This is a genomic window from Streptomyces sp. NPDC007905 (genome assembly GCF_042959345.1).
Taxonomy (GTDB): Bacteria; Actinomycetota; Actinomycetes; order Streptomycetales; family Streptomycetaceae; genus Streptomyces.
The window spans coordinates 135,821-154,015 of the sequence record NZ_JBIBKS010000006.1 but is presented as its reverse complement, the minus strand read 5'-3'; the positions used below and the strand labels follow the sequence as shown (position 1 = coordinate 154,015).

At 70.6% G+C, this 18,195-nt stretch carries 18 protein-coding genes and 2 tRNA genes; 9 read left to right on the top strand and 11 right to left on the bottom strand.

Features of this window, described 5'->3' with window-relative positions; all coding sequences use genetic code 11:
• Nucleotides 1-45: 45 nt before the first annotated feature.
• The 4 genes from rsrA to ACFZDC_RS12960 form a co-directional block, all read right to left on the bottom strand.
• Nucleotides 46-348 carry a mycothiol system anti-sigma-R factor gene (gene rsrA, locus ACFZDC_RS12975; protein WP_351799508.1) on the bottom strand — a complete coding sequence of 101 codons (303 nt, stop codon included), beginning with the start codon at nt 346-348 and terminating at the stop codon, nt 46-48.
• Nucleotides 345-1,037: an RNA polymerase sigma factor SigR gene (gene sigR / locus ACFZDC_RS12970; protein ID WP_391323091.1), complete on the bottom strand. Its 693-nt coding sequence runs from the start codon at nt 1,035-1,037 to the stop codon at nt 345-347. The genes rsrA and sigR overlap by 4 nt, the downstream gene beginning before the upstream one ends.
• 308 nt (nt 1,038-1,345) lie before the next feature.
• Nucleotides 1,346-1,972, bottom strand: coding sequence for an alpha/beta family hydrolase (locus tag ACFZDC_RS12965; protein WP_391323089.1), 627 nt, complete (start codon nt 1,970-1,972; stop codon nt 1,346-1,348).
• A 1-nt stretch (nt 1,973) separates the two neighbouring features.
• Entirely contained in the window at nt 1,974-2,789 is an 816-nt protein-coding gene (locus tag ACFZDC_RS12960; RefSeq protein WP_391323087.1) for an SOS response-associated peptidase family protein, read from the bottom strand.
• 105 nt (nt 2,790-2,894) lie between these two features.
• On the opposite strand from ACFZDC_RS12960, the gene ACFZDC_RS12955 reads away from it, so the two are divergent.
• From ACFZDC_RS12955 to ACFZDC_RS12940, 4 genes are all read left to right on the top strand, one after another.
• Nucleotides 2,895-3,617, top strand: coding sequence for a M50 family metallopeptidase (locus ACFZDC_RS12955; RefSeq protein WP_391323085.1), 723 nt, complete (start codon nt 2,895-2,897; stop codon nt 3,615-3,617).
• A gap of 28 nt (nt 3,618-3,645) precedes the next feature.
• Complete coding sequence (gene aroA, locus ACFZDC_RS12950) at nt 3,646-4,962, top strand: 3-phosphoshikimate 1-carboxyvinyltransferase (protein WP_391323083.1); 1,317 nt, start codon at nt 3,646-3,648, stop codon at nt 4,960-4,962.
• 16 nt (nt 4,963-4,978) lie between these two features.
• A complete protein-coding gene (gene rsgA, locus ACFZDC_RS12945) occupies nt 4,979-5,989 on the top strand; it encodes a ribosome small subunit-dependent GTPase A (protein ID WP_391323081.1) in 1,011 nt (336 codons plus the stop codon).
• A gap of 84 nt (nt 5,990-6,073) precedes the next feature.
• Nucleotides 6,074-6,397 carry an SMR family transporter gene (locus ACFZDC_RS12940; protein WP_391323079.1) on the top strand — a complete coding sequence of 108 codons (324 nt, stop codon included), beginning with the start codon at nt 6,074-6,076 and terminating at the stop codon, nt 6,395-6,397.
• A gap of 208 nt (nt 6,398-6,605) precedes the next feature.
• Here ACFZDC_RS12940 and ACFZDC_RS12935 read toward each other — a convergent pair whose 3' ends face one another.
• A complete protein-coding gene (locus tag ACFZDC_RS12935) occupies nt 6,606-7,211 on the bottom strand; it encodes a TetR family transcriptional regulator (RefSeq protein ID WP_391323078.1) in 606 nt (201 codons plus the stop codon).
• A gap of 288 nt (nt 7,212-7,499) precedes the next feature.
• Here ACFZDC_RS12935 and hisN point away from each other — a divergent pair, with 288 nt between their 5' ends.
• On the top strand, nt 7,500-8,336 hold the full coding sequence (gene hisN / locus ACFZDC_RS12930; RefSeq protein ID WP_391323076.1) for a histidinol-phosphatase: 837 nt from the start codon (nt 7,500-7,502) through the stop codon (nt 8,334-8,336).
• A gap of 57 nt (nt 8,337-8,393) precedes the next feature.
• Here the strand turns inward: hisN and ACFZDC_RS12925 are convergent, their stop codons facing one another.
• Nucleotides 8,394-9,188 (bottom strand): oxidoreductase, encoded by a 795-nt coding sequence (locus tag ACFZDC_RS12925; protein WP_391323074.1) that lies wholly within the window; start codon nt 9,186-9,188, stop codon nt 8,394-8,396.
• Between the two features lie 153 nt (nt 9,189-9,341).
• Here ACFZDC_RS12925 and ACFZDC_RS12920 point away from each other — a divergent pair, with 153 nt between their 5' ends.
• From ACFZDC_RS12920 to ACFZDC_RS12910, 3 genes are all read left to right on the top strand, one after another.
• Nucleotides 9,342-9,545, top strand: coding sequence for a hypothetical protein (locus ACFZDC_RS12920; protein ID WP_391323072.1), 204 nt, complete (start codon nt 9,342-9,344; stop codon nt 9,543-9,545).
• Nucleotides 9,546-9,584: 39 nt separating this feature from the next.
• Complete coding sequence (locus tag ACFZDC_RS12915; RefSeq protein ID WP_391323070.1) at nt 9,585-10,004, top strand: DUF6233 domain-containing protein; 420 nt, start codon at nt 9,585-9,587, stop codon at nt 10,002-10,004.
• Between the two features lie 189 nt (nt 10,005-10,193).
• On the top strand, nt 10,194-10,589 hold the full coding sequence (locus ACFZDC_RS12910) for a CBS domain-containing protein (protein ID WP_391323068.1): 396 nt from the start codon (nt 10,194-10,196) through the stop codon (nt 10,587-10,589).
• Nucleotides 10,590-10,672: 83 nt separating this feature from the next.
• On the opposite strand, the gene ACFZDC_RS12905 is transcribed toward ACFZDC_RS12910, so the two are convergent.
• Complete coding sequence (locus tag ACFZDC_RS12905; RefSeq protein ID WP_391323067.1) at nt 10,673-12,133, bottom strand: catalase; 1,461 nt, start codon at nt 12,131-12,133, stop codon at nt 10,673-10,675.
• A 144-nt stretch (nt 12,134-12,277) separates the two neighbouring features.
• On the opposite strand from ACFZDC_RS12905, the gene ACFZDC_RS12900 reads away from it, so the two are divergent.
• Nucleotides 12,278-12,694 carry a transcriptional repressor gene (locus tag ACFZDC_RS12900; RefSeq protein WP_391323065.1) on the top strand — a complete coding sequence of 139 codons (417 nt, stop codon included), beginning with the start codon at nt 12,278-12,280 and terminating at the stop codon, nt 12,692-12,694.
• Nucleotides 12,695-12,969: 275 nt separating this feature from the next.
• On the opposite strand, the gene ACFZDC_RS12895 is transcribed toward ACFZDC_RS12900, so the two are convergent.
• The 4 genes from ACFZDC_RS12895 to ACFZDC_RS12880 all read right to left on the bottom strand — a co-directional run bounded on the left by ACFZDC_RS12895 (nt 12,970) and on the right by ACFZDC_RS12880 (nt 18,137).
• Nucleotides 12,970-13,043, bottom strand: a tRNA-Met gene (locus ACFZDC_RS12895).
• Nucleotides 13,044-13,120: 77 nt separating this feature from the next.
• Complete coding sequence (locus tag ACFZDC_RS12890) at nt 13,121-14,932, bottom strand: tetratricopeptide repeat protein (protein ID WP_391323063.1); 1,812 nt, start codon at nt 14,930-14,932, stop codon at nt 13,121-13,123.
• Nucleotides 14,933-15,139: 207 nt separating this feature from the next.
• Nucleotides 15,140-15,213 (bottom strand) — tRNA-Met (locus ACFZDC_RS12885).
• A gap of 41 nt (nt 15,214-15,254) precedes the next feature.
• On the bottom strand, nt 15,255-18,137 hold the full coding sequence (locus ACFZDC_RS12880) for a UPF0182 family protein (RefSeq protein ID WP_391323450.1): 2,883 nt from the start codon (nt 18,135-18,137) through the stop codon (nt 15,255-15,257).
• Nucleotides 18,138-18,195 lie beyond the last annotated feature (58 nt).

The window sequence follows — 18,195 nt, the reverse complement described above, 5'->3', positions numbered from 1 at the left end:
GGGCTTATGACCCGAGGATTAGCACGTTCGGGTGACGCCCCGTGGTCAGCTCTCCTGAGGCGTGGCGGTCACGTCGTGCTCGGGCACGGTCTGCCCGGAACGGATCAGGTCGATCCGCCCCATGACCTTGGCGCGCAGGTCGGCGGGTACGTCGTCATGTCCGCAGCACCGCTTGACCAGCTTCTTCACGGCCTGCTCCAGGCCGTACTTCTCCAGGCAGGGCGAGCATTCCTCGAAGTGGTGCTGGAACTTGTCGCGGTCGACGTCCGGCATCTCACTGTCGAGGAACTCGTAGAGGTGGTCGAGGACCTCACTGCAGTCCGTCTCGTGCGGCTCTCCGCAGCTCATGAGCCCGAGCCTTTCGCTTCGTTCGACTCTCCGGCGCCGGCCGGGACCAGCCCGCGCTCACGGGCGTAGTCCTCGAGCATGCCGCGCAGTTGACGACGGCCCCGGTGCAGCCGGGACATCACCGTACCGATGGGTGTCCCCATGATGTCCGCGATCTCCTTGTACGCAAAGCCTTCTACGTCCGCGAGATAGACGGCGATGCGGAACTCCTCGGGGATCGCCTGCAGCGCTTCCTTCACGTCCGAGTCGGGCAGGTGGTCGAGCGCCTGCGACTCGGCGGAGCGCAGACCCGTCGACATGTGCGACTCGGCACGGGCCAGCTGCCAGTCCTCGATCTCCTCGGCCGCGCTGCGCTGGGGCTCGCGCTGCTTCTTGCGGTACGAGTTGATGAAGGTGTTGGTGAGGATCCGGTACAGCCACGCCTTGAGGTTGGTGCCCTCGCGGAACTGGTGGAAGGACGCGTACGCCTTGGCGTACGTCTCCTGCACCAGGTCCTCGGCGTCGGCCGGGTTGCGCGTCATGCGCAGCGCGGCCGAGTACATCTGGTCGAGGAATTCGAGCGCGTCCCGCTCGAAGCGCGCACTGCGCTCCGTGTTCGACTCCGTCGACTCCGCGCTGTCGCCCCGGCCCTCGGGCAGCTCCGCCTGGCCGTTGTCGGTCCCTGCGTCGGTCCCAGTGACCGGACCCACCTCCTCAAGATCCCGGGCGGGACCGAAACCGGTCCCACTCGTTTTGGAGGATAGAACACCACCCGTGCCCACCGCCCCTCGAATAGGAGCGGTCCTGGCCGCATGCAGCACCGTCCAGTCCAGGTCAGCGCGGCTGCTGCGGCTCGAATCAAACTCTGCCGGGCGCAGCCCGTCCACGGGGTCGTGGCGGGTGACAGGAGGGCAGATGGTCGAACCCATGCGGCGGACTTCCTCTCCTACGACGTCGGTGCCGGTGCTTCAGCACTTCTGTCCGCCACAACAGTCGCCCGTCGCGCAGCATTCCCGGGTCACCCGAGTGACGCGACCCACTCCACGACACCGCCGGTGATGACCTCCAGCGCCCGCTCCTGGGTGATCTCGGCGCGCTTGGGCACGGCGAAACCGTGGTCGCCGTACGGCACCTCGACCAGCTGGTAGTCGCCGTCGGGGAACTCCTGCGGCTGCCCGAAGGGGTCGTTCCCGCCCTGCACGACCAGCGTGGGCACTCCGGCGCCGAGCAGCTCGTCCGCGCGGGACCTCTCCGGGCTGCCCGGCGGGTGCAGCGGGAAGCTCAGCGCGAGCACGGCGTGCGCGCCCAGCTCGCCGGCGGTACGGCAGGCGACCCGGGCCCCGGCGCTGCGCCCGCCGGAGATCACCGGCAGCCCCGGCTTCGCGAGCGCGGGCCAGATCCCGCGCCAGCCGGTGTCCAGGGTCTTCGGGGCGGGCGCGACCTTCTTACCGGCCACCCGCCAGGGCTGTTCGACGAGGGCCACGCTCACACCGTGCCCGGGCAGCTCCTGGGCGAGCGCCCGCAGATCCCGCGCCTCGATGCCACCGCCGGCCCCATGGCCGACGGCCAGCACCAGCCGCGCCTTGTTCGCCTCGTGCCAGGTGACGCGTGCGGTCCCGGCATCGGTCTCGACAGTCTCGATCACGCTAGAAGAGTGTGCCCTCTTCCGGCGCTTCCAGCTCCTTCAGCAGCTCGGGGCCGTTGTTGCGGACGTTGCTGACGGCCGTGGTGACCGGGTAGGCGCGCATCAGGCCGGGCGGGGGCGGGGCCAGCAGGTCGCGCAGGTCGTCCGGGTCGGTGCGGGAGGGATCGAGCCAGGTGTCCCAGCGGTCCGGGGTGAGCATCAGCGGCATCCGGGGGTGGATCTCGGCGAGCGAGTGCGGGCCCTCGGCGGGGGCGACGGCCAGCGGGGTCTTCTCCGCCTCGGTGGTGATCACCGAGCAGGTGACCCACCAGGCCTGCGGGTGGTCGTCGGGCAGGGTCCCGTCCCGCCAGAACTCGTACAGTCCGGCCATGGCGAACACCGAGCCGTCGGCGGGCAGCACGAAGTAGGGCTGCTTGCGGGGCCGCTTCTTCCTGCCCTCCTCCTCCAGCTCCCGCTCCTGCTTGCCGGTGACCCACTCGTAGTAGCCGTCGGCGGGCAGGATGCAGCGCCGGGCGGCGAAGGCCCGGCGGTAGGCGGGCTTGTCGTGCACGGTCTCCGCGCGCGCGTTGATCATCCGGGCGCCGCCCTCGGGCGTCTTGGCCCAGGAGGGCACCAGGCCCCACTTGAGCCTGCGCAGCTGCCGAACCGGACGCGGCGTGTCCGCGTCTTTCACCGGACGCTCCACAACGGCGTAGACCTCCTTGGTCGGAGCCACGTTGTAGTCCGGTTCCAGGATCTCCTCGGGCTCCCACCTCTCGATCTCAAAGATTCCCGCGAGATCCTCAGGCCTACGACTGGATGCATACCGTCCGCACATACGTGCCACACTGCCAGGCCCACCCGTCACCCGACCACCACCGCTCGACGACGGCGCTTCGCGCCGACCCCCATTGATCCCGACGAGAGGGAGCCACCGGAGAACATGGACAGCCTCGCCGCCACCGCGCTGCCCGACCTGTGGGACCGACTCACCGGCACCCAGCCCGATCCCGACCTGTGGGTGGTGCTCGCCACGCTGGTCGCCGCGCTCGCCGTGGTCGTCCCGCACTCCGTGTGGCGGCTCGCGCGCAACGCCGTCACCATCGCGCACGAGGGCGGCCACGGCCTGGTGGCCCTGGTCACCGGCCGGCAGCTCACGGGCATACGCCTGCACTCCGACACCAGCGGCCTCACCGTCAGCCGGGGCAAGCCGTACGGGCTGGGCATGATCCTCACGGCGGCCGCGGGCTACACGGCTCCCTCGCTGCTGGGCCTGGGCGGAGCCGCTCTCCTGGCCACCGGCCGCATCACGCTGCTGCTGTGGGCGGCGACCGCGCTGCTGGTGGCGATGCTGGTGATGGTCCGCAACGCGTACGGAGTGCTGACCGTGGTTCTGGCCGGGGGCGCCTTCCTGCTGGTGTCGTGGCTGGCGGGTCCCCAGGTGCAGGCGGCGTTCGCGTACGCGGTGGTGTGGTTCCTCCTGTTCGGTGGCGTGCGGCCGCCGTTCGAGCTGCAGGCCAAGCGGTCGCGGGGAGGTGCCGGGGACTCGGACGCGGACCAGCTGTCCCGTCTGACGCACGTACCGGCGGGGTTGTGGTTGTTCCTGTTCCACGCGGTGTCGCTGTGCTCCTTGATCGGCGGGGGCCGCTGGCTGCTGGAAGGTTGATACCGGGCCCTGCTTATACAGTGGGCCCATGGCCCCGAACACCGCCCACCCCGCCCTCTGGCCCGCCCCGCACGCGAGCGGAGCCGTCGACGCGACGGTCCACGTGCCGGGGTCCAAGTCGGTCACCAACCGCGCCCTCGTGCTGGCCGCCCTCGCCTCCGAGCCCGGCTGGCTGCGCCGCCCGCTGCGCTCCCGCGACACGCTGCTGATGGCCGGTGCCCTGCGGGCCATGGGTGTGGAGATCGAGGAGGGGGTGGGCCCGGACGGCTCCGGGGAGGCCTGGCGGGTGCTGCCCACGGGCCTGCACGGTCCGGCCACGGTCGACGTCGGCAATGCCGGCACCGTGATGCGCTTCCTGCCGCCCGTGGCCGCGCTGGCCGACGGTCCCATCCGGTTCGACGGGGACCCGCGGTCGTACGAGCGTCCGCTGAACGGTGTGATCGACGCGCTGCGCGTGCTCGGCGCCCGGATCGACGACGACGGCCGGGGCGCGCTGCCGCTGACCGTGCACGGCGGCGGCGCGCTGGACGGCGGCCCGGTGTCGATCGACGCCTCCTCGTCCTCCCAGTTCGTCTCGGCGCTGCTGCTGTCGGGCCCCCGCTTCAACCAGGGCGTCGAGGTCCGGCACACCGGCGCGACCCTGCCCTCCATGCCGCACATCCGGATGACCGTGGACATGCTGCGCGCGGTCGGCGCCCAGGTGGACACCCCGGAGTCGGGCGGCGAGCCGAACGTGTGGCGGGTGACGCCGGGCGCGCTGCTCGGCCGGGACCTGACCATCGAGCCGGACCTGTCGAACGCCCAGCCGTTCCTGGCGGCGGCCCTCGTCACCGGGGGCAAGGTGCTGATCCCGGACTGGCCGGAGCGCACCACCCAGCCGGGCGACCGGCTGCGGGAGATCTTCACCGAGATGGGCGGTTCCTGCGAACTGACCGAGTACGGGCTGGCGTTCACCGGCTCGGGCGCCGTCCACGGCATCGATGTCGACCTGGGTGACGTCGGCGAGCTGACCCCGGGCATCGCGGCGGTCGCCGCGCTGGCCGACTCCCCTTCGACCCTGCGGGGCGTGGCCCATCTGCGGTTGCACGAGACGGACCGGCTGGCCGCGCTCACCAAGGAGATCAACGAGCTGGGCGGTGACGTCACCGAGACGGCCGACGGCCTGCACATCCGCCCGCGCGCGCTGCACGGCGGGATCTTCCACACCTACGACGACCACCGCATGGCGACCGCCGGTGCGATCATCGGCCTGGCGGTCGATGGTGTGCAGATCGAGAACGTGGCGACGACCGCGAAGACGCTGCCCGACTTCCCCGCCCTGTGGACCGGGATGCTGGGGAACTGACGGGCGGACTGGGACCATGCGCCGCTACGGCAAGCACACCGACGAGGACGACATCCGCAGCCGCCCCAACCGCAAGGGCAACCGGCCGCGTACCACCATCCGGCCCAAGCACGAGGACGCGGCCGAGGGCATGGTCCTCACCGTCGACCGGGGGCGGCTGACCTGCCTGGTCGAGGACCGTACGGTCCTGGCGATGAAGGCCCGCGAGCTGGGCCGGAAGGCGGCCGTGGTGGGCGACCGGGTGGCCCTGGTCGGCGATCTGTCCGGCAAGAAGGACACACTCGCGCGGATCGTGCGCATCGAGGAGCGCACCTCGCTGCTGCGCCGCACGGCCGATGACGACGATCCCTACGAGCGGGTGGTCGTCGCCAACGCCGACCAGCTGGCGATCGTCACCGCACTCGCCGACCCGGAGCCGCGCCCCCGCCTGATCGACCGCTGTCTGGTCGCGGCCTACGACGGCGGCCTGGACCCGCTGCTGGTGATGACCAAGTCGGACCTGGCCCCGCCGGACAAGCTGCTGGAGCTGTACGGCGCCCTCGACATCCCCTACGTCGTGACCAGCCGCGAGGGGCTGGAGAACGGCGACGCCGCGACCTGGGTGCACGAGCACCTGGACGGCAAGATCACCGCGTTCGTGGGGCACTCGGGCGTGGGCAAGACGACCCTGGTCAACGCGCTGGTCCCGGAGGAGCGCCGGCGTACGACGGGCCACGTGAACGCGGTGACCGGTCGCGGCCGCCACACCACGACGTCCGCCCTCGCACTGCCGCTCTCCGAGGCGGGCGGCTGGGTCGTCGACACCCCGGGCGTGCGCTCCTTCGGCCTCGCGCACATCGACCCGTCCCGGGTGATCAACGCCTTCCCGGACCTGCAGCCGGGCACGGCGGGCTGCCCGCGCGCGTGCAGCCACGACGAGCCGGACTGCGCGCTGGACGCGTGGGTCGAGGAAGGCCATGCCGACCCGGCGCGCCTTTTCTCCCTGCGCCGGCTGCTGGCCACGCGGGAGCGCACGGAGGGCGACTGAGCACCGCGTTGTTTGCCGGGGTCCGAGCCAGGTAAGTGCATAATCGCACCGAGCCGGAGATCGGGACCTACGGGAGGACCGCACATGGCGTGGCTGCTGGTCATCGTCGCCGGCATTCTGGAGACCGGTTTCGCCGTGTGCCTCAAGCTCTCGCACGGGTTCACCCGACTGTGGCCGACGATCGCCTTCGCCTCCTTCGCGCTGGGCAGCTTCGGCCTGCTGACGCTCTCCCTGAGGAAGCTCGACGTCGGTCCCGCGTACGCCGTGTGGACCGGGATCGGCGCGGCGGGCACCGCGATCTACGGCATGGTCTTCCTCGGTGACCTGGTGTCCACTCTGAAGATCGTGTCGATCTCGCTCGTGATCACCGGTGTGATCGGCCTGCAGCTGTCGGGCTCGGCCCACTGAAGGCCCCTGCCCTGCTCCCGGAACCGGAGCGAGGACTTCCCCTTTCCCGGGCGGCGGGTTCACTCCCTGGTACGGCCTCGCTGCCGTCCAAGTCGGCTTCCAGTGCTCTCACTTGGCGCATCGGCGCCGACGTGCTCGACTACGCGGAAGTGGGCCGGCTGATCACGTGGGTCGGCTGATCACGCGGGCCGGCTGACGACGTGGGCCGTCAGATCAGCTGCCTGGGGAGCGCGCCGCGCACCAGCTCGGCGATCCCGCCCTCCCCCGGCGGCGCGGCCACGCAGGACAGCGCGAGGCGCACGACCAGTTCGCAGGACCGCGTGAGCTCGGAACCGTCGGCCTGCCCGGTGTCGGTGCCGCCCAGTACCGTCACCGCCCGGTCCCGCACGAGCCGCACGAAGTCGCCGGGCGAGGGCAGCGGCCCGTCCGCCCTGCGCTGCGCGGGCACGGCGGAGGAGGACGGCACGGCGGCGAGCGGCGGCGCGGGCAGACGCTCGCTCCAGCTGCCGGTGAGCATGGCCCGCACCAGCGCGTTGTCCCGGGCGGCCGACGCCATCCACTCGGCGGTGGCGGTGAGCCGGTCGCGCGGGTCGCAGTGCGTGGTCAGGGCCCGCTCCACTCCGGCGAGATACCCGTCGGCCTCCCGTCGCATCAGCGCTCTCGCCAGCCCCTCCTTGCTCCCGAACTCGTTGTACAGCGTCTGCCGGGACACCCCAGCCGCCGCGGCCACGTCGACCATCCGCACCGCGGACCACGGTCGACGGGCGAGTGCCGTATAGGCGGCGTCCAGTAGCGATTCCCGGGCTGCGGGCATCATCGCCTCCCTGGGGCGAGCGGCTCTGCGCCCAGATTTGACGCGCGTACATGCACTGTCAAGGGTTCGCGGGGGCATGAGGGGGGCGCGCTTCGGCCGCGGCACACCCACCGGGCCGGGGCCCGCTGCGGCCGCCGAACCGCCACGAATCGGTGCGGCCGCGGCCGCCGAACCGCCACGGACCTGCGCGGCCGCGGCCCCCGAACCGCCACAGACCTGCGCGGCCGGCGGACCCGTCGCCCCGGCCCCCTGTAGCCCCCTACTCCCTCGACGGATACGGTTCGTTACATGCCGGACTACCTCGACGACCTTCGCCTCGCCCACGTCCTCGCCGACGCGGCCGACGCCGCCACCATGGCCCGCTTCAAGGCCCTCGACCTGAAGGTGGAGACGAAGCCGGACATGACCCCGGTGAGCGAGGCGGACAAGGCGGCGGAGGAACTCATCCGCGGTCAGCTCCAGCGCGCCCGACCCCGGGACGCGATCCTCGGCGAGGAGTACGGCATCGAGGGCACCGGGCCCCGCCGCTGGGTGGTCGACCCGATCGACGGCACCAAGAACTACGTCCGCGGCGTCCCGGTGTGGGCCACCCTCATCGCCCTGATGGAAGCGGGTGGTGGGGGTACCGTCCGCTCGAGCGCAGCCGGGAGTGGGGGAGGCTACCAGCCCGTCGTCGGCGTCGTCTCCGCCCCCGCCCTCGGCCGCCGCTGGTGGGCCGCCAAGGACCACGGCGCCTTCACCGGCCGCAGCCTGTCCTCCGCGAGCCGCATCCACGTCTCCCGCGTCGGCAAGCTGTCGGACGCCTCCTTCGCGTACTCCTCGCTCTCCGGCTGGGAGGAGCAGGGCCGTCTGAACGGCTTCCTCGACCTCACCCGCGAGGTGTGGCGCACGCGCGCGTACGGCGACTTCTGGCCGTACATGATGGTCGCCGAGGGCTCGGTCGACCTGTGCGCCGAGCCCGAGCTGTCGCTGTGGGACATGGCCGCCACCGCGATCGTCGTCACCGAGGCCGGCGGCACCTTCACCGGCCTCGACGGCCGCCCGGGCCCGCACAGCGGCAACGCGGCCGCGTCCAACGGTCTGCTGCACGACGAGTTGCTGGGCTACCTCAACCAGCGCTACTGACACGGCTCGCGGCCCGGCCGGCGCTCCCCTCGCCGAGGCGTGGGCAGCGGCAGGAGTTCACAACGTCTTGACCTGGCCGCCGTCGATGGTGAACTCGGCTCCCGTGATGTTGCCCGCGAGTGGCGAGGCGAGGAAGAGGGCCAGATCGGCGACTTCGTGAGCTTCGGTGACCCGCCCCGTGGAGATGCCCATGCTCTGGGGCACGACGACGTCGATGGCTTCCTGCGCGGTGGTGCCGGCCTGGGCCGCCGTGGCATCGGCGAAGCCACCCGGAGCGGTCCAGAAAGGGGTGCGGACCGGTCCCGGGGCGATCGCGTTGACCCGGACGCCCCTCGGCGCGAACTCCTCGGACAGTGACTTGGTCAGGCTGGTCAGCCCGGCCTTGGCCGCGGAGTAGTCCACGACCGCGGGGAACGGCAGGCGCGCGTTGATGGAGCTGATGTTGATGATGGCGCCCCCGTCCGCGTCCAGCAGATAGGGAAGCGCCGCGCGACTGGTCCGGACCGCGCTGAACAGCGTCATGTCGAAGATCCGTTGCCACTCGGCGTCGTCGATGTCCAGGAAGCTCGGACGGGGCGTCGCGGCACCCAGGTTGTTGACCAGGATGTCGACCCCGCCGTACTGGTCCACCCCGCGCCGGACGAGTGTCCCCGGTCCGTCTGCGGTGGACAGGTCGACCGGGACCGCCGTGACACGGTACTTCTCCTGGAGCGCCGCGAGCTCCGGGGTGATGCTCCGGCTGCCGGCGATGACGTGCGCGCCTTCACGGGCGAAGGCCTCGGCGATGGCGAGGCCGATGCCCTTGCTAGCTCCGGTGACGACGGCGACCTTGTCCTTGAGGTGGAGATCCATGACGGTCCCTTTCTGGGTTGGTCACCCCCCTACATCGTGCGCAGCACGGCCGGCGCCGCCAGCTCAGGCGGTCCGACCGCGTGGCGATCCGTCACCGGCAGCGGAGCCGGGTTCCGCTCGCCCCAAAAATCGAACACGTGATTGAATCTCGTCATGCGAGCGATTCCCCACGACCTTGCCCACGTCCAGGAGGAGTGGCATGCGACGTACCGGCAGCTCGCCGCACGGCAGCGCACCGCGCTGCGGCGGCGACTGATCCGCCTCTCGTCGCAAGCGCTGTTCCACCCGTACTGGCAGGGACACGCGACGACGGCCCGGGCGGCACTCTTCGCGGCCCGGCGAGGAGGAAGGAGCTGACGATGAGCGGCCTCATCCCGTGCGGGGATGGTGCGCGCCATGTCCCTGCTGCCACCTGATGTCCGCCGGCTCCGGGCGATCCTTGCGTACCTCGAGGAGCAGATCGCCGAGAGCGAGACCGTCGCCCTCTACCTCCGGCTCCAGCGGGACGCCGTGCTCGCCGCGCTCACCGACGCCGGGCGCCCGCCGCAGCAGCAGCGGTCGAGACGCACAGCGAAAGGCGGCGGTCCGCTGCCCGGCTTCAGCCCGCCTCCCGCGCAGACCGGTTACGTCGTCCAGCAGAAGCGCACCCCCCACGGGCCCGAGCCGGCTTTCATCCACCTGGCCGACTGCACCATGATCGACGGCACTCCACACCACATCAGGGCCGACGAGGCGCGGGCCGCGCTCACCGACCCGAACATCGAGCCGTGCACGTTCTGCCGGCCGGACACCGAGCTGGGAGTGGACCTGGCGTAGCCGCACCGCAGTGAGGGCACTGTTCACACCGGCGCCAGTGAGCACCGGGAGAAACCCGCACACGCCCTCAACGGACCACGCGCGCCCTCTTGTTGACTCGCCCTTTACCTGTCACTCTGAAGCCACCCCCATTTGTGAATTTGTGAATCTCTGAACTTCCTCGGAGGTTCCTAGGAGGTGGCCCTTTCCATGCTCGTCCGTGACGCCATGAGTACGGTGATCCTCACCGTCGGCCCCGCCCACACCCTTCGCCAGGCAGCAGCCCTGATGTCCGCCCGCCGTGTCGGCGCCGCCGTGGTCCTCGACCCCGACGCCGGAGGCATCGGCATCCTCACCGAACGCGACATCCTCAACTCCGTGGGTCTCGGCCAGAGCCCGGACACGGAACGCACCCACGCCCACACCACCACCGACGTCGTCTTCGCCAGTCCGACCTGGACCCTGGAGGAGGCGGCCCGCGCCATGGCCCACGGCGGCTTCCGGCACCTGGTCGTCCTCGACCGCGGCGAGGTGGCCGGCATCGTCTCGGTCCGCGACATCATCCGCTGCTGGGTCCCGGCCCGGGAGCCGGCGCCCGCACTCTGAGTACACGCGCGCCGAGCACCGCCGCTCCGAGCACGCGGAACGGGCCGGACCCCGCAGGGTCCGGCCCGCCCGATGGCACCGTCTCAGCCGCGCAGCTCCCGCACCGCCACCTCGAGCCGCTTGCCGAAGTCGGCGTCCGCCCGCCGGAAGTTCCCGATCGCGCGCTCGGCGATGTCGTCGCGGGAGACGCCCGCGATCGAGCCCGCCAGGTTGGCGATCAGGCGCTCCTTCTCGACCTCGCCCATCAGCCGGTACAGGTTGCCCGCCTGCACGAAGTCGTCGTCCTCGGCATGCACCGGGGTCGGGTGGTTGCCCGTGGCACCGGTGACGGCGGTGGACCGCCACAGCGGGCGGTCCGTCTGGGCGGGGCCGCCGAAGCTGTTCGGCTCGTAGTTCTTCGCACCACCGTGCCGGCCGTCGTAGAGGAAGCCGTCACGGGAGTGGGTGCGTGCCTCGGTGGCGTGCGGGCGATTCACCGGCAGACGGTCGGCGTTGATGCCGACGCGGTAGCGGTGCGCGTCGCCGTAGGCGAAGAGCCGCCCCTGGAGCATCTTGTCGGGAGACGGGCCGATGCCGGGCACGAAGTGCGCGGGACTGAAGATCGACTGCTCGACCTCGGCGAAGACGTTGCGCGGGTTGCGGTTCAGCTCCAGCCTGCCGATCTCGATGACCGGGTAGTCCGCGTGCGGCCACACCTGGGTCAGGTCGAACGGGTTGAAGCGGTACGTCGCCGCGTCCGCCACCGGCATGATCTGCACACCCACGGTCCAGCTCGGGAACTCGCCACGCTCGATCGCCTCGCGCAGGTCGCGCTGGTGGGAGTCGGGGTCCTTGCCCGCGAGCAGCTCGGCCTCCTCGGCGGTCAGGTTCCTGATCCCCTGGTCGGTCTTGAAGTGGTACTTGACCCAGAAGGCCTCGCCCTGCGGTCCAGCAGAGTTGTTCCACTGGAAGGTGTGCGAGCCGAAGCCGTCCATGTGCCGGTACGACGCCGGGATGCCGCGGTCGCCGAAGAGCCAGGTCACCTGGTGGGTGCTCTCCGGGCTGAGCCCCCAGAAGTCCCAGACGTTGTCCGCCTCCTGCGAGCCCGTGCAGGGGTCGCGCTTCTGGGTGTGAATGAAGTCGGGGAACTTGATCGCGTCCCGGATGAAGAACACCGGGGTGTTGTTGCCCACGAGGTCGTAGTTGCCCTCCTCGGTGTAGAACTTCACCGCGAAGCCCCGCGGGTCACGGACGGCGTCCGCGGCGCCCAGGTTGCCGGCCACCGTGGAGAAGCGCAGGAAGACCTCCGTCTCCTTGCCGACCTCGGAGAGGAACGCGACGCGTGTGTACCGCGTGACGTCGGCGGTCACCGTGAAGGTGCCGTAGGCGCCGGCGCCGCGCGCGTGCACCACACGCTCCGGGATGCGCTCGCGGTTGAAGTGGGCCAGCTTCTCCAGGAGCAGCTGGTCCTGCACGAGCACCGGGCCGCCGACGCCTGCGATCTCGCTGTTCTGGTTGTCGGCCACCGGAGCACCGGCCTCCGTGGTGAGCGGTCCCTGCGTCACGTGCGCCTCCTGCGTCATTACCGACCAATCCTGCCCTACGACCAAACTCAGGCTCGATCCTACATTAGACTTTGTCCAATTTAAACAAGATTCCAAAGTCACACCTATTCGGAATCTGGTCCTCTTGCTGTTACGCTGGTCTGCATGAGCGACCTTCTGGAACGGCTGCGCGGACGCGGATGGCGGATGACCGCACAGCGGCGCGTCGTGGCCGAGGTTCTCGACGGCGAGCACGTCCATCTGACGGCCGACGAGGTGCACGCGCGGGCCGTCGCCAAGCTGCCGGAGATCTCCCGGGCGACCGTCTACAACACGCTGGGTGAGCTGGTCTCCCTCGGTGAGGTGCTCGAGGTCAGCACGGACAAGCGCGCCAAGCGGTACGACCCGAACGCGCACCGGCCGCACCACCACCTGGTGTGCGCCCAGTGCGGCGCGATCCGTGACGTGCACCCGAACGGCAACCCGCTCGCCGACCTTCCCGACACGGAGCGCTTCGGCTTCACGGTCTCGGACGTCGAGGTGACGTACCGCGGGCTGTGCCCGAACTGCGCGGGTATGTAACCGCCCGACATCGAAAAAAGGGGGGCGCAAGCCCCCCTTTCGCATACCCGCCGCAAACGCGGGCCTGCCGCGAACGTGGACCGCCGTCATCGCGGATCCGCCGTCATCGCGGATCCGCCGTCATCGCGGATCCGCCGTCATCGCGGATCCGCCGTCATCGCGGATCCGCCGCAAACACGGACCCGCCGCAGCCGCAATCGCCGACCCACCGCACACGCACGGCAAACGCACCGAGGGCCGGAACCCATCTCTGGATTCCGGCCCTCGGCCTTCAGTAGCGGGGACAGGATTTGAACCTGCGACCTCTGGGTTATGAGCCCAGCGAGCTACCGAGCTGCTCCACCCCGCGTCGGTGAACACGACATTACGTGAGGGAGGTGCAGGGAAGCAAATCGGTGGGCGGCGAGTGGCCGGGGTCACGTCCCGTCACGCCGACAGCTCTTCCCGCAGAGCGTCCCGCAGCCGCCCCGCCCGCTTCGCGACCTCGGCGGGCCCGAGCGCCACGGCCCTGTCGGCCCACTTCTGCCCCTCCGCCAGCTCCCCCTGACGCGCGTAGACCAGGGCCAGCCGGAGAGCCGCCCGCCCGTGCCCCGCGTCAGCGGCCCGCGCCCACCACCCCGCCGCCTCCGGCTCGCTCCCCTCGCGGGCCAGCAGCAGCCCGAGATTGAACGCACCGTTGCGCGAGCCGGCCTCGGCCGCCGACCGGTACCACCGCGCCGCCTCGACCACATCACCCCGGGCCGCCGCGAGCATGCCGACCCGCACCTGCGCCCGCCGGTGCCCCTGGGAGGCCGCCCGCTCGTACCACTCCTCGCACTCGGTCTTCTCGTGCACGATCTCGCCCAGCTCGTGCGCGGGCTCCGGCGGCCGCCGCGCGTCGAGCACGGTGGCCAGCCGGTACGCCGCCTCCGCGCTCCCCCCGCCGGCCGCGCACCGCAGATGCCGTTCGGCCTCCTGCTCGTCCCCCTCGCGCAGCCGGGCGATCCCGACCTGCAGCGCGGCCTCGGTGTGCCCGGCGGCGGCCGCCCGCTCGTACCACCGCAGCGCGACCGGCTCCTCACCCCGCCCGGCGTGCAGGATGCCGAGATTGAACGCGGCGTCCACGCTCCCGGCCTCGGCCGCCTTGGAGAACCACGGCTCCGCCCCGGTGGTGTCGCCGCCCTGGAGCAGCAGGATGGCCAGCGCGTTCGCGGCCTCCCGGTGTCCGGCGTAGGCGGCCCGCCGGTACCACTGTTCGGCCTGTGCGGTCCGCCCCTGCTCGGCGCAGAGCAGCCCGAGGTTGTAGGCCCCGTTGTCGTCCCCGGCGTCCAGCGCGGCCCGGTACCAGCGCTCGGCGGTCTGCGTCTCCCCGCGCTCGGCGTGCAGCGCGCCCAGCGCGTTGGCCGCGTTGCCGTCGCCGTCCTGGGCCGCCCTGAGCCACCACACGGCCGCGCTCTCGGTGTCCCCGGCGTCCCGCAGCAGGAAGCCGAGCGCGCAGGCGGCCTGCGGTTCCCCGTCCTTGGCGGAGGTCAGGTACCAGCGCCCGGCCTCCTTCAGTTCCCCACGCTTCTCCAGGATCGCCCCGAGGTGCAGCGCGGCCCGCCGGTGGCCGCGCGCGGCGGCCTGCCGGTACCACTGTTCGACCTCCTCGACAGCGTTGTCGGCCGCGGCCTCGTCCTCGTGGGCGGCCTTGCGGTCGAGCGCGCGGGCCAGCCGGTAGGCGGCCTCCCGGTGTCCGCGTTCGGCGGCGGCCCGCATCCAGTGCTCGGCATCGGCGTCCCCGCGGTGCTCCAGCAGGTCGGCGAGCGCGTAGGCGCCCAGCGCGTGACCCTGCTCGGCGGACTGGCGCAGCCAGTACTCGGCGGCGGGCTCGTCCCCGCGCTCACGGTGGTGCCGGCCGAGCGCATGCGCGGCGGCGGCCGAGCCCGCTACGGCGGCGATGCGCCACCAGCCGGCGGCTTCGTCGGCGTAGCCGCGCTGGTGCAGGAGGACACCCAGGTTGTTGGCGGCGGCCCGGTCCCCGGCCGCGGTGGCGGCACGCAGGTAGGGCTCGGCTCCGTCGAGGTCGCCACGGCGCAGCAGCATGGCCCCGAGGACGCTCGCCGCCTCGGTGTCGCCGGTCTCCGCGGCGAACCGCAGGCGGACCTCCTCGGCGGCCTCCCCCATGTCGCCCATCTCGTCCCGGGCCGGCTCCTCACCCGAAGACTGCACAAATCGCCCTGTCTCGAACAGAGTTGCCTTGTCCCCCATAACGTCCATCGTCGCACCACCTGCAACCTGGGTACACCCGGTATACCGCAGCCCGTGAGGTCACTTCAGCGTTTTGTCGACATGCCCACAGAGAGATAAGTCAAACACAATGCGCCCAACTCCCCACGGCGGCGCGACCGTCTGCCCCCCTCTGCACATGAGTTCGCACACCACGAAGGCCCGGATCCCTGTAAGGATCCGGGCCTTCGACTTCAGTAGCGGGGACAGGATTTGAACCTGCGACCTCTGGGTTATGAGCCCAGCGAGCTACCGAGCTGCTCCACCCCGCGCCGTTGCTCAGCAACCGTATCACGGCGCGGGGTGGTGTTGATCAACCCTTGGTGCCGCCGCTGGTCTTTTCGGCCTTGGTCTGCGCCTCCTCGGCCCGCTTCAGCGCGGCCTCCAGGTCCTTCTGAGCCTTGGCCCAGGCGTCCCAGTCCGGGCCCTGTGGCTGCTTCAGGGCTTCCTTCCCGGCGTCGATGGCCTTCTGGGCGTCCTGCAGTGCCTGGCGGACCGTCGGATTGCTGGAGTTGGGCGGGTTGGTGCCGGTGTCCGGTGGCGTGGTCGAACTCTGCACGCCGAACACCTCGTTGAGGGCCTCGTCCAGGGTGTCCTTGAAGGCGGTCTTGCCCTCGTAGGTCACCAGGACCTTCCGCAGCAACGGGTACTTGAGCGAGCCACCGCGGACGTAGACGGGCTCCGCGTACAGCAGTCCTCCGTCGAGCGGCACGGTCAGCAGATTGCCGTACTCGACCTTCGAATGCCCGCGGCTGAGCAGGCTGATGGTCTCGGCGATGGCCGATTCGGAGTTGAACTGGCTCTGCACCTGCTTGGGTCCGTCGACCGTCGTACTCGTCGGCAGTTTCAGGACTCTGATCTTGCCGTAGTCGTCGGTGCGCGGATCGGAGTCGACGGCCATGAACGCGCTGAGGTTGTCCCGTCCGTTCGGCGTGAACGTCGTCGTCAGCGAGAACGCCTGGGCGCTCTGGTCGGGCATCTTCATGCTCAGGTAGTACGGCGGTACCGCGCTGCCGGAGTCGTTGGTCGGGTCGTCGGGCACCTCCCACACCTCGCTGCCGCTGAGGAAGGTCTGCGCGTCGGTCACGTGGTAGCGGGTGAGCAGCTCGCGCTGGACCTTGAACAGGTCCTGCGGATAGCGCAGATGGGCCATCAGGTCGGCGGAGATGTCCGCGCGGGGCTTCACCGTGCCGGGGAAGGCCTTCATCCAGGTCTTCAGCACCGGGTCCTTGGCGTCCCACTGGTAGAGCCTGACGTCGCCGGTGTACGCGTCGACGGTCGCCTTGACCGAGTTGCGGATGTAGTTGACCTGGTTCTGCTGGGCCACCACCGCACGTGAGTTGTTGGTGGCGGTCAGCGAGTCGGCCGTGGTGTCACCGAGGGTCGTACGGGAGGCGTACGGGTATCCATTGGTGGTCGTGTACGCGTCGACGATCCACTGGATGCGGTGGTTCACGACCGCCGGGTAGGCGTCGCCGTCGATGGTCAGCCAGGGGGCGACCGCCTCGACGCGGTCCTTGGGCGTGCGGTTGTACAGGATCCGCGAGCCCTTGCCGATCGCGCCGGAGTAGAGGATCTGCGGTTCGTTGAACGCCACCGCGTACGCGGCCCGGTTGATCGGGTTGTCGAGGTTGACTCCGCTCCTGCCGGTGTAGCTGGTGGTCTTCTCACCCTGGTCGTCGGAGTAGTCGACCTCCTTCTGGGGGCCGCCGACGATCGAGTACGCGGTGGTCTTCTCGCCGTAGTAGATCTGCTGCTTGTAGGAGCCGAGGTCGCCCGTGGACGGCAGGTTCTTCTCGGTGAAGACCGGCCGGCCCTCGGCGTCGGCCTCGGTGCCCTTGGCGGCGACCACGCCGTAGCCGTGGGTGTAGCGGAAGTGGTCGTTGATCCAGTTGTTCTTCGGGACGCCGTTCAGGTTCAGCTCGCGCAGACCGATGACGGTGTCCTGGTCCTTGCCGTCCTTGGGGTACCGGTCGACGTCGAGGTTGGTCGGGAAGCCGTAGTAGTTACGGATCTGCTGCAGTTGCTGGAACGTCGGCGAGACGATGTTCGGGTCCAGGATGCGCAGGCTGGCCGTGTCGACGACCTGGTCGCGCAGCTTGGTCTTGTCCGGGGTGGTGGACTTGCCCGCGTACTCGGTGACCTTGGTGTCGTCGATGCCGTAGGCCTCGCGCGTCGCCTTGAGGTTCTTCTGGACGTACGGGGCTTCCTTGGCCTGCTCGTTGGGCTGGACCTGGAACTTCTGCACGATGGCCGGGTACAGGCCGCCGATCAGGATCGCCGAGAGGACCATCAGGCCGAAGCCGATGACCGGCAGCTGCCAGGTGCGCCGCCACAGCGTGGCGAAGAACAGCAGCGCGCAGATGACGGCGATGCAGAACAGGATCGTCTTGGCGGGCAGATAGGCGTTGGCGTCGACGTAGCGCAGGCCGGTCCAGTTGTCGGTGGCCTTGAAGTCGCTGGACTTGACGGCGAGGCCGTAGCGGTCGAGCCAGTAGGCGACCGCCTTCAGCGCCACGAAGATGCCGAGGAGCACCGACAGGTGCCCGGTCGCGGCGGCCGTGGCACGCGCGCCGGGGCTGGTGACGCGCAGCCCGCCGTACAGGTAGTGGGTGAGCGCGGCGGCGATCAGGCAGAGGATCGCGGCGGCGAAGCCGAAGCCCAGCAGGAACCGGTACCAGGGCAGGTCGAACGCGTAGAAGGCGACGTCGAGATGGAACTGCGGGTCCTTCTGGTGGAAGGGCACGCCGTTGACCCACAGCAGCCAGGTGCGCCACTGACCGGCCGCCGAGGCCCCTGCGATCAGTCCGACGAGGGCGGTGACGGCGAGCAGCAGCCATGTCTTGTAGGGCGCGATGCCCATCCGGTAGCGGTCCAGGCTCTGCTGCTCCATGGACATGGCGCTCAGCGGGGGCCGCAGCCGGTGCGCGAGCCACATGTTGAAGCCCACCGCGAGGGCCATCAGCAGGCCGAAGACGAAGAACAGCCCGATCTTCGTCCACAGGGTGGTGGTGAACACGGACGAGTAGTGCACCGACCGGTACCACAGCCAGTCCGTCCAGAAGCCCGCGAACATGGTGAACGCCATGCCGAGGACGGCGAGGACGCCCAGGGTCATGAGCAGGGTCCGGGCGCGCCGGGACGGGCGGCCCGCTCTGATCCGCGGCCCCGTCGGGCCTCCGCCGCGGTCCGGCATCTGGAAAGCCAAGGTGCGCACCTCGAAGTTCGCTGTCGATCCGTCAGGCCCTCGTGTT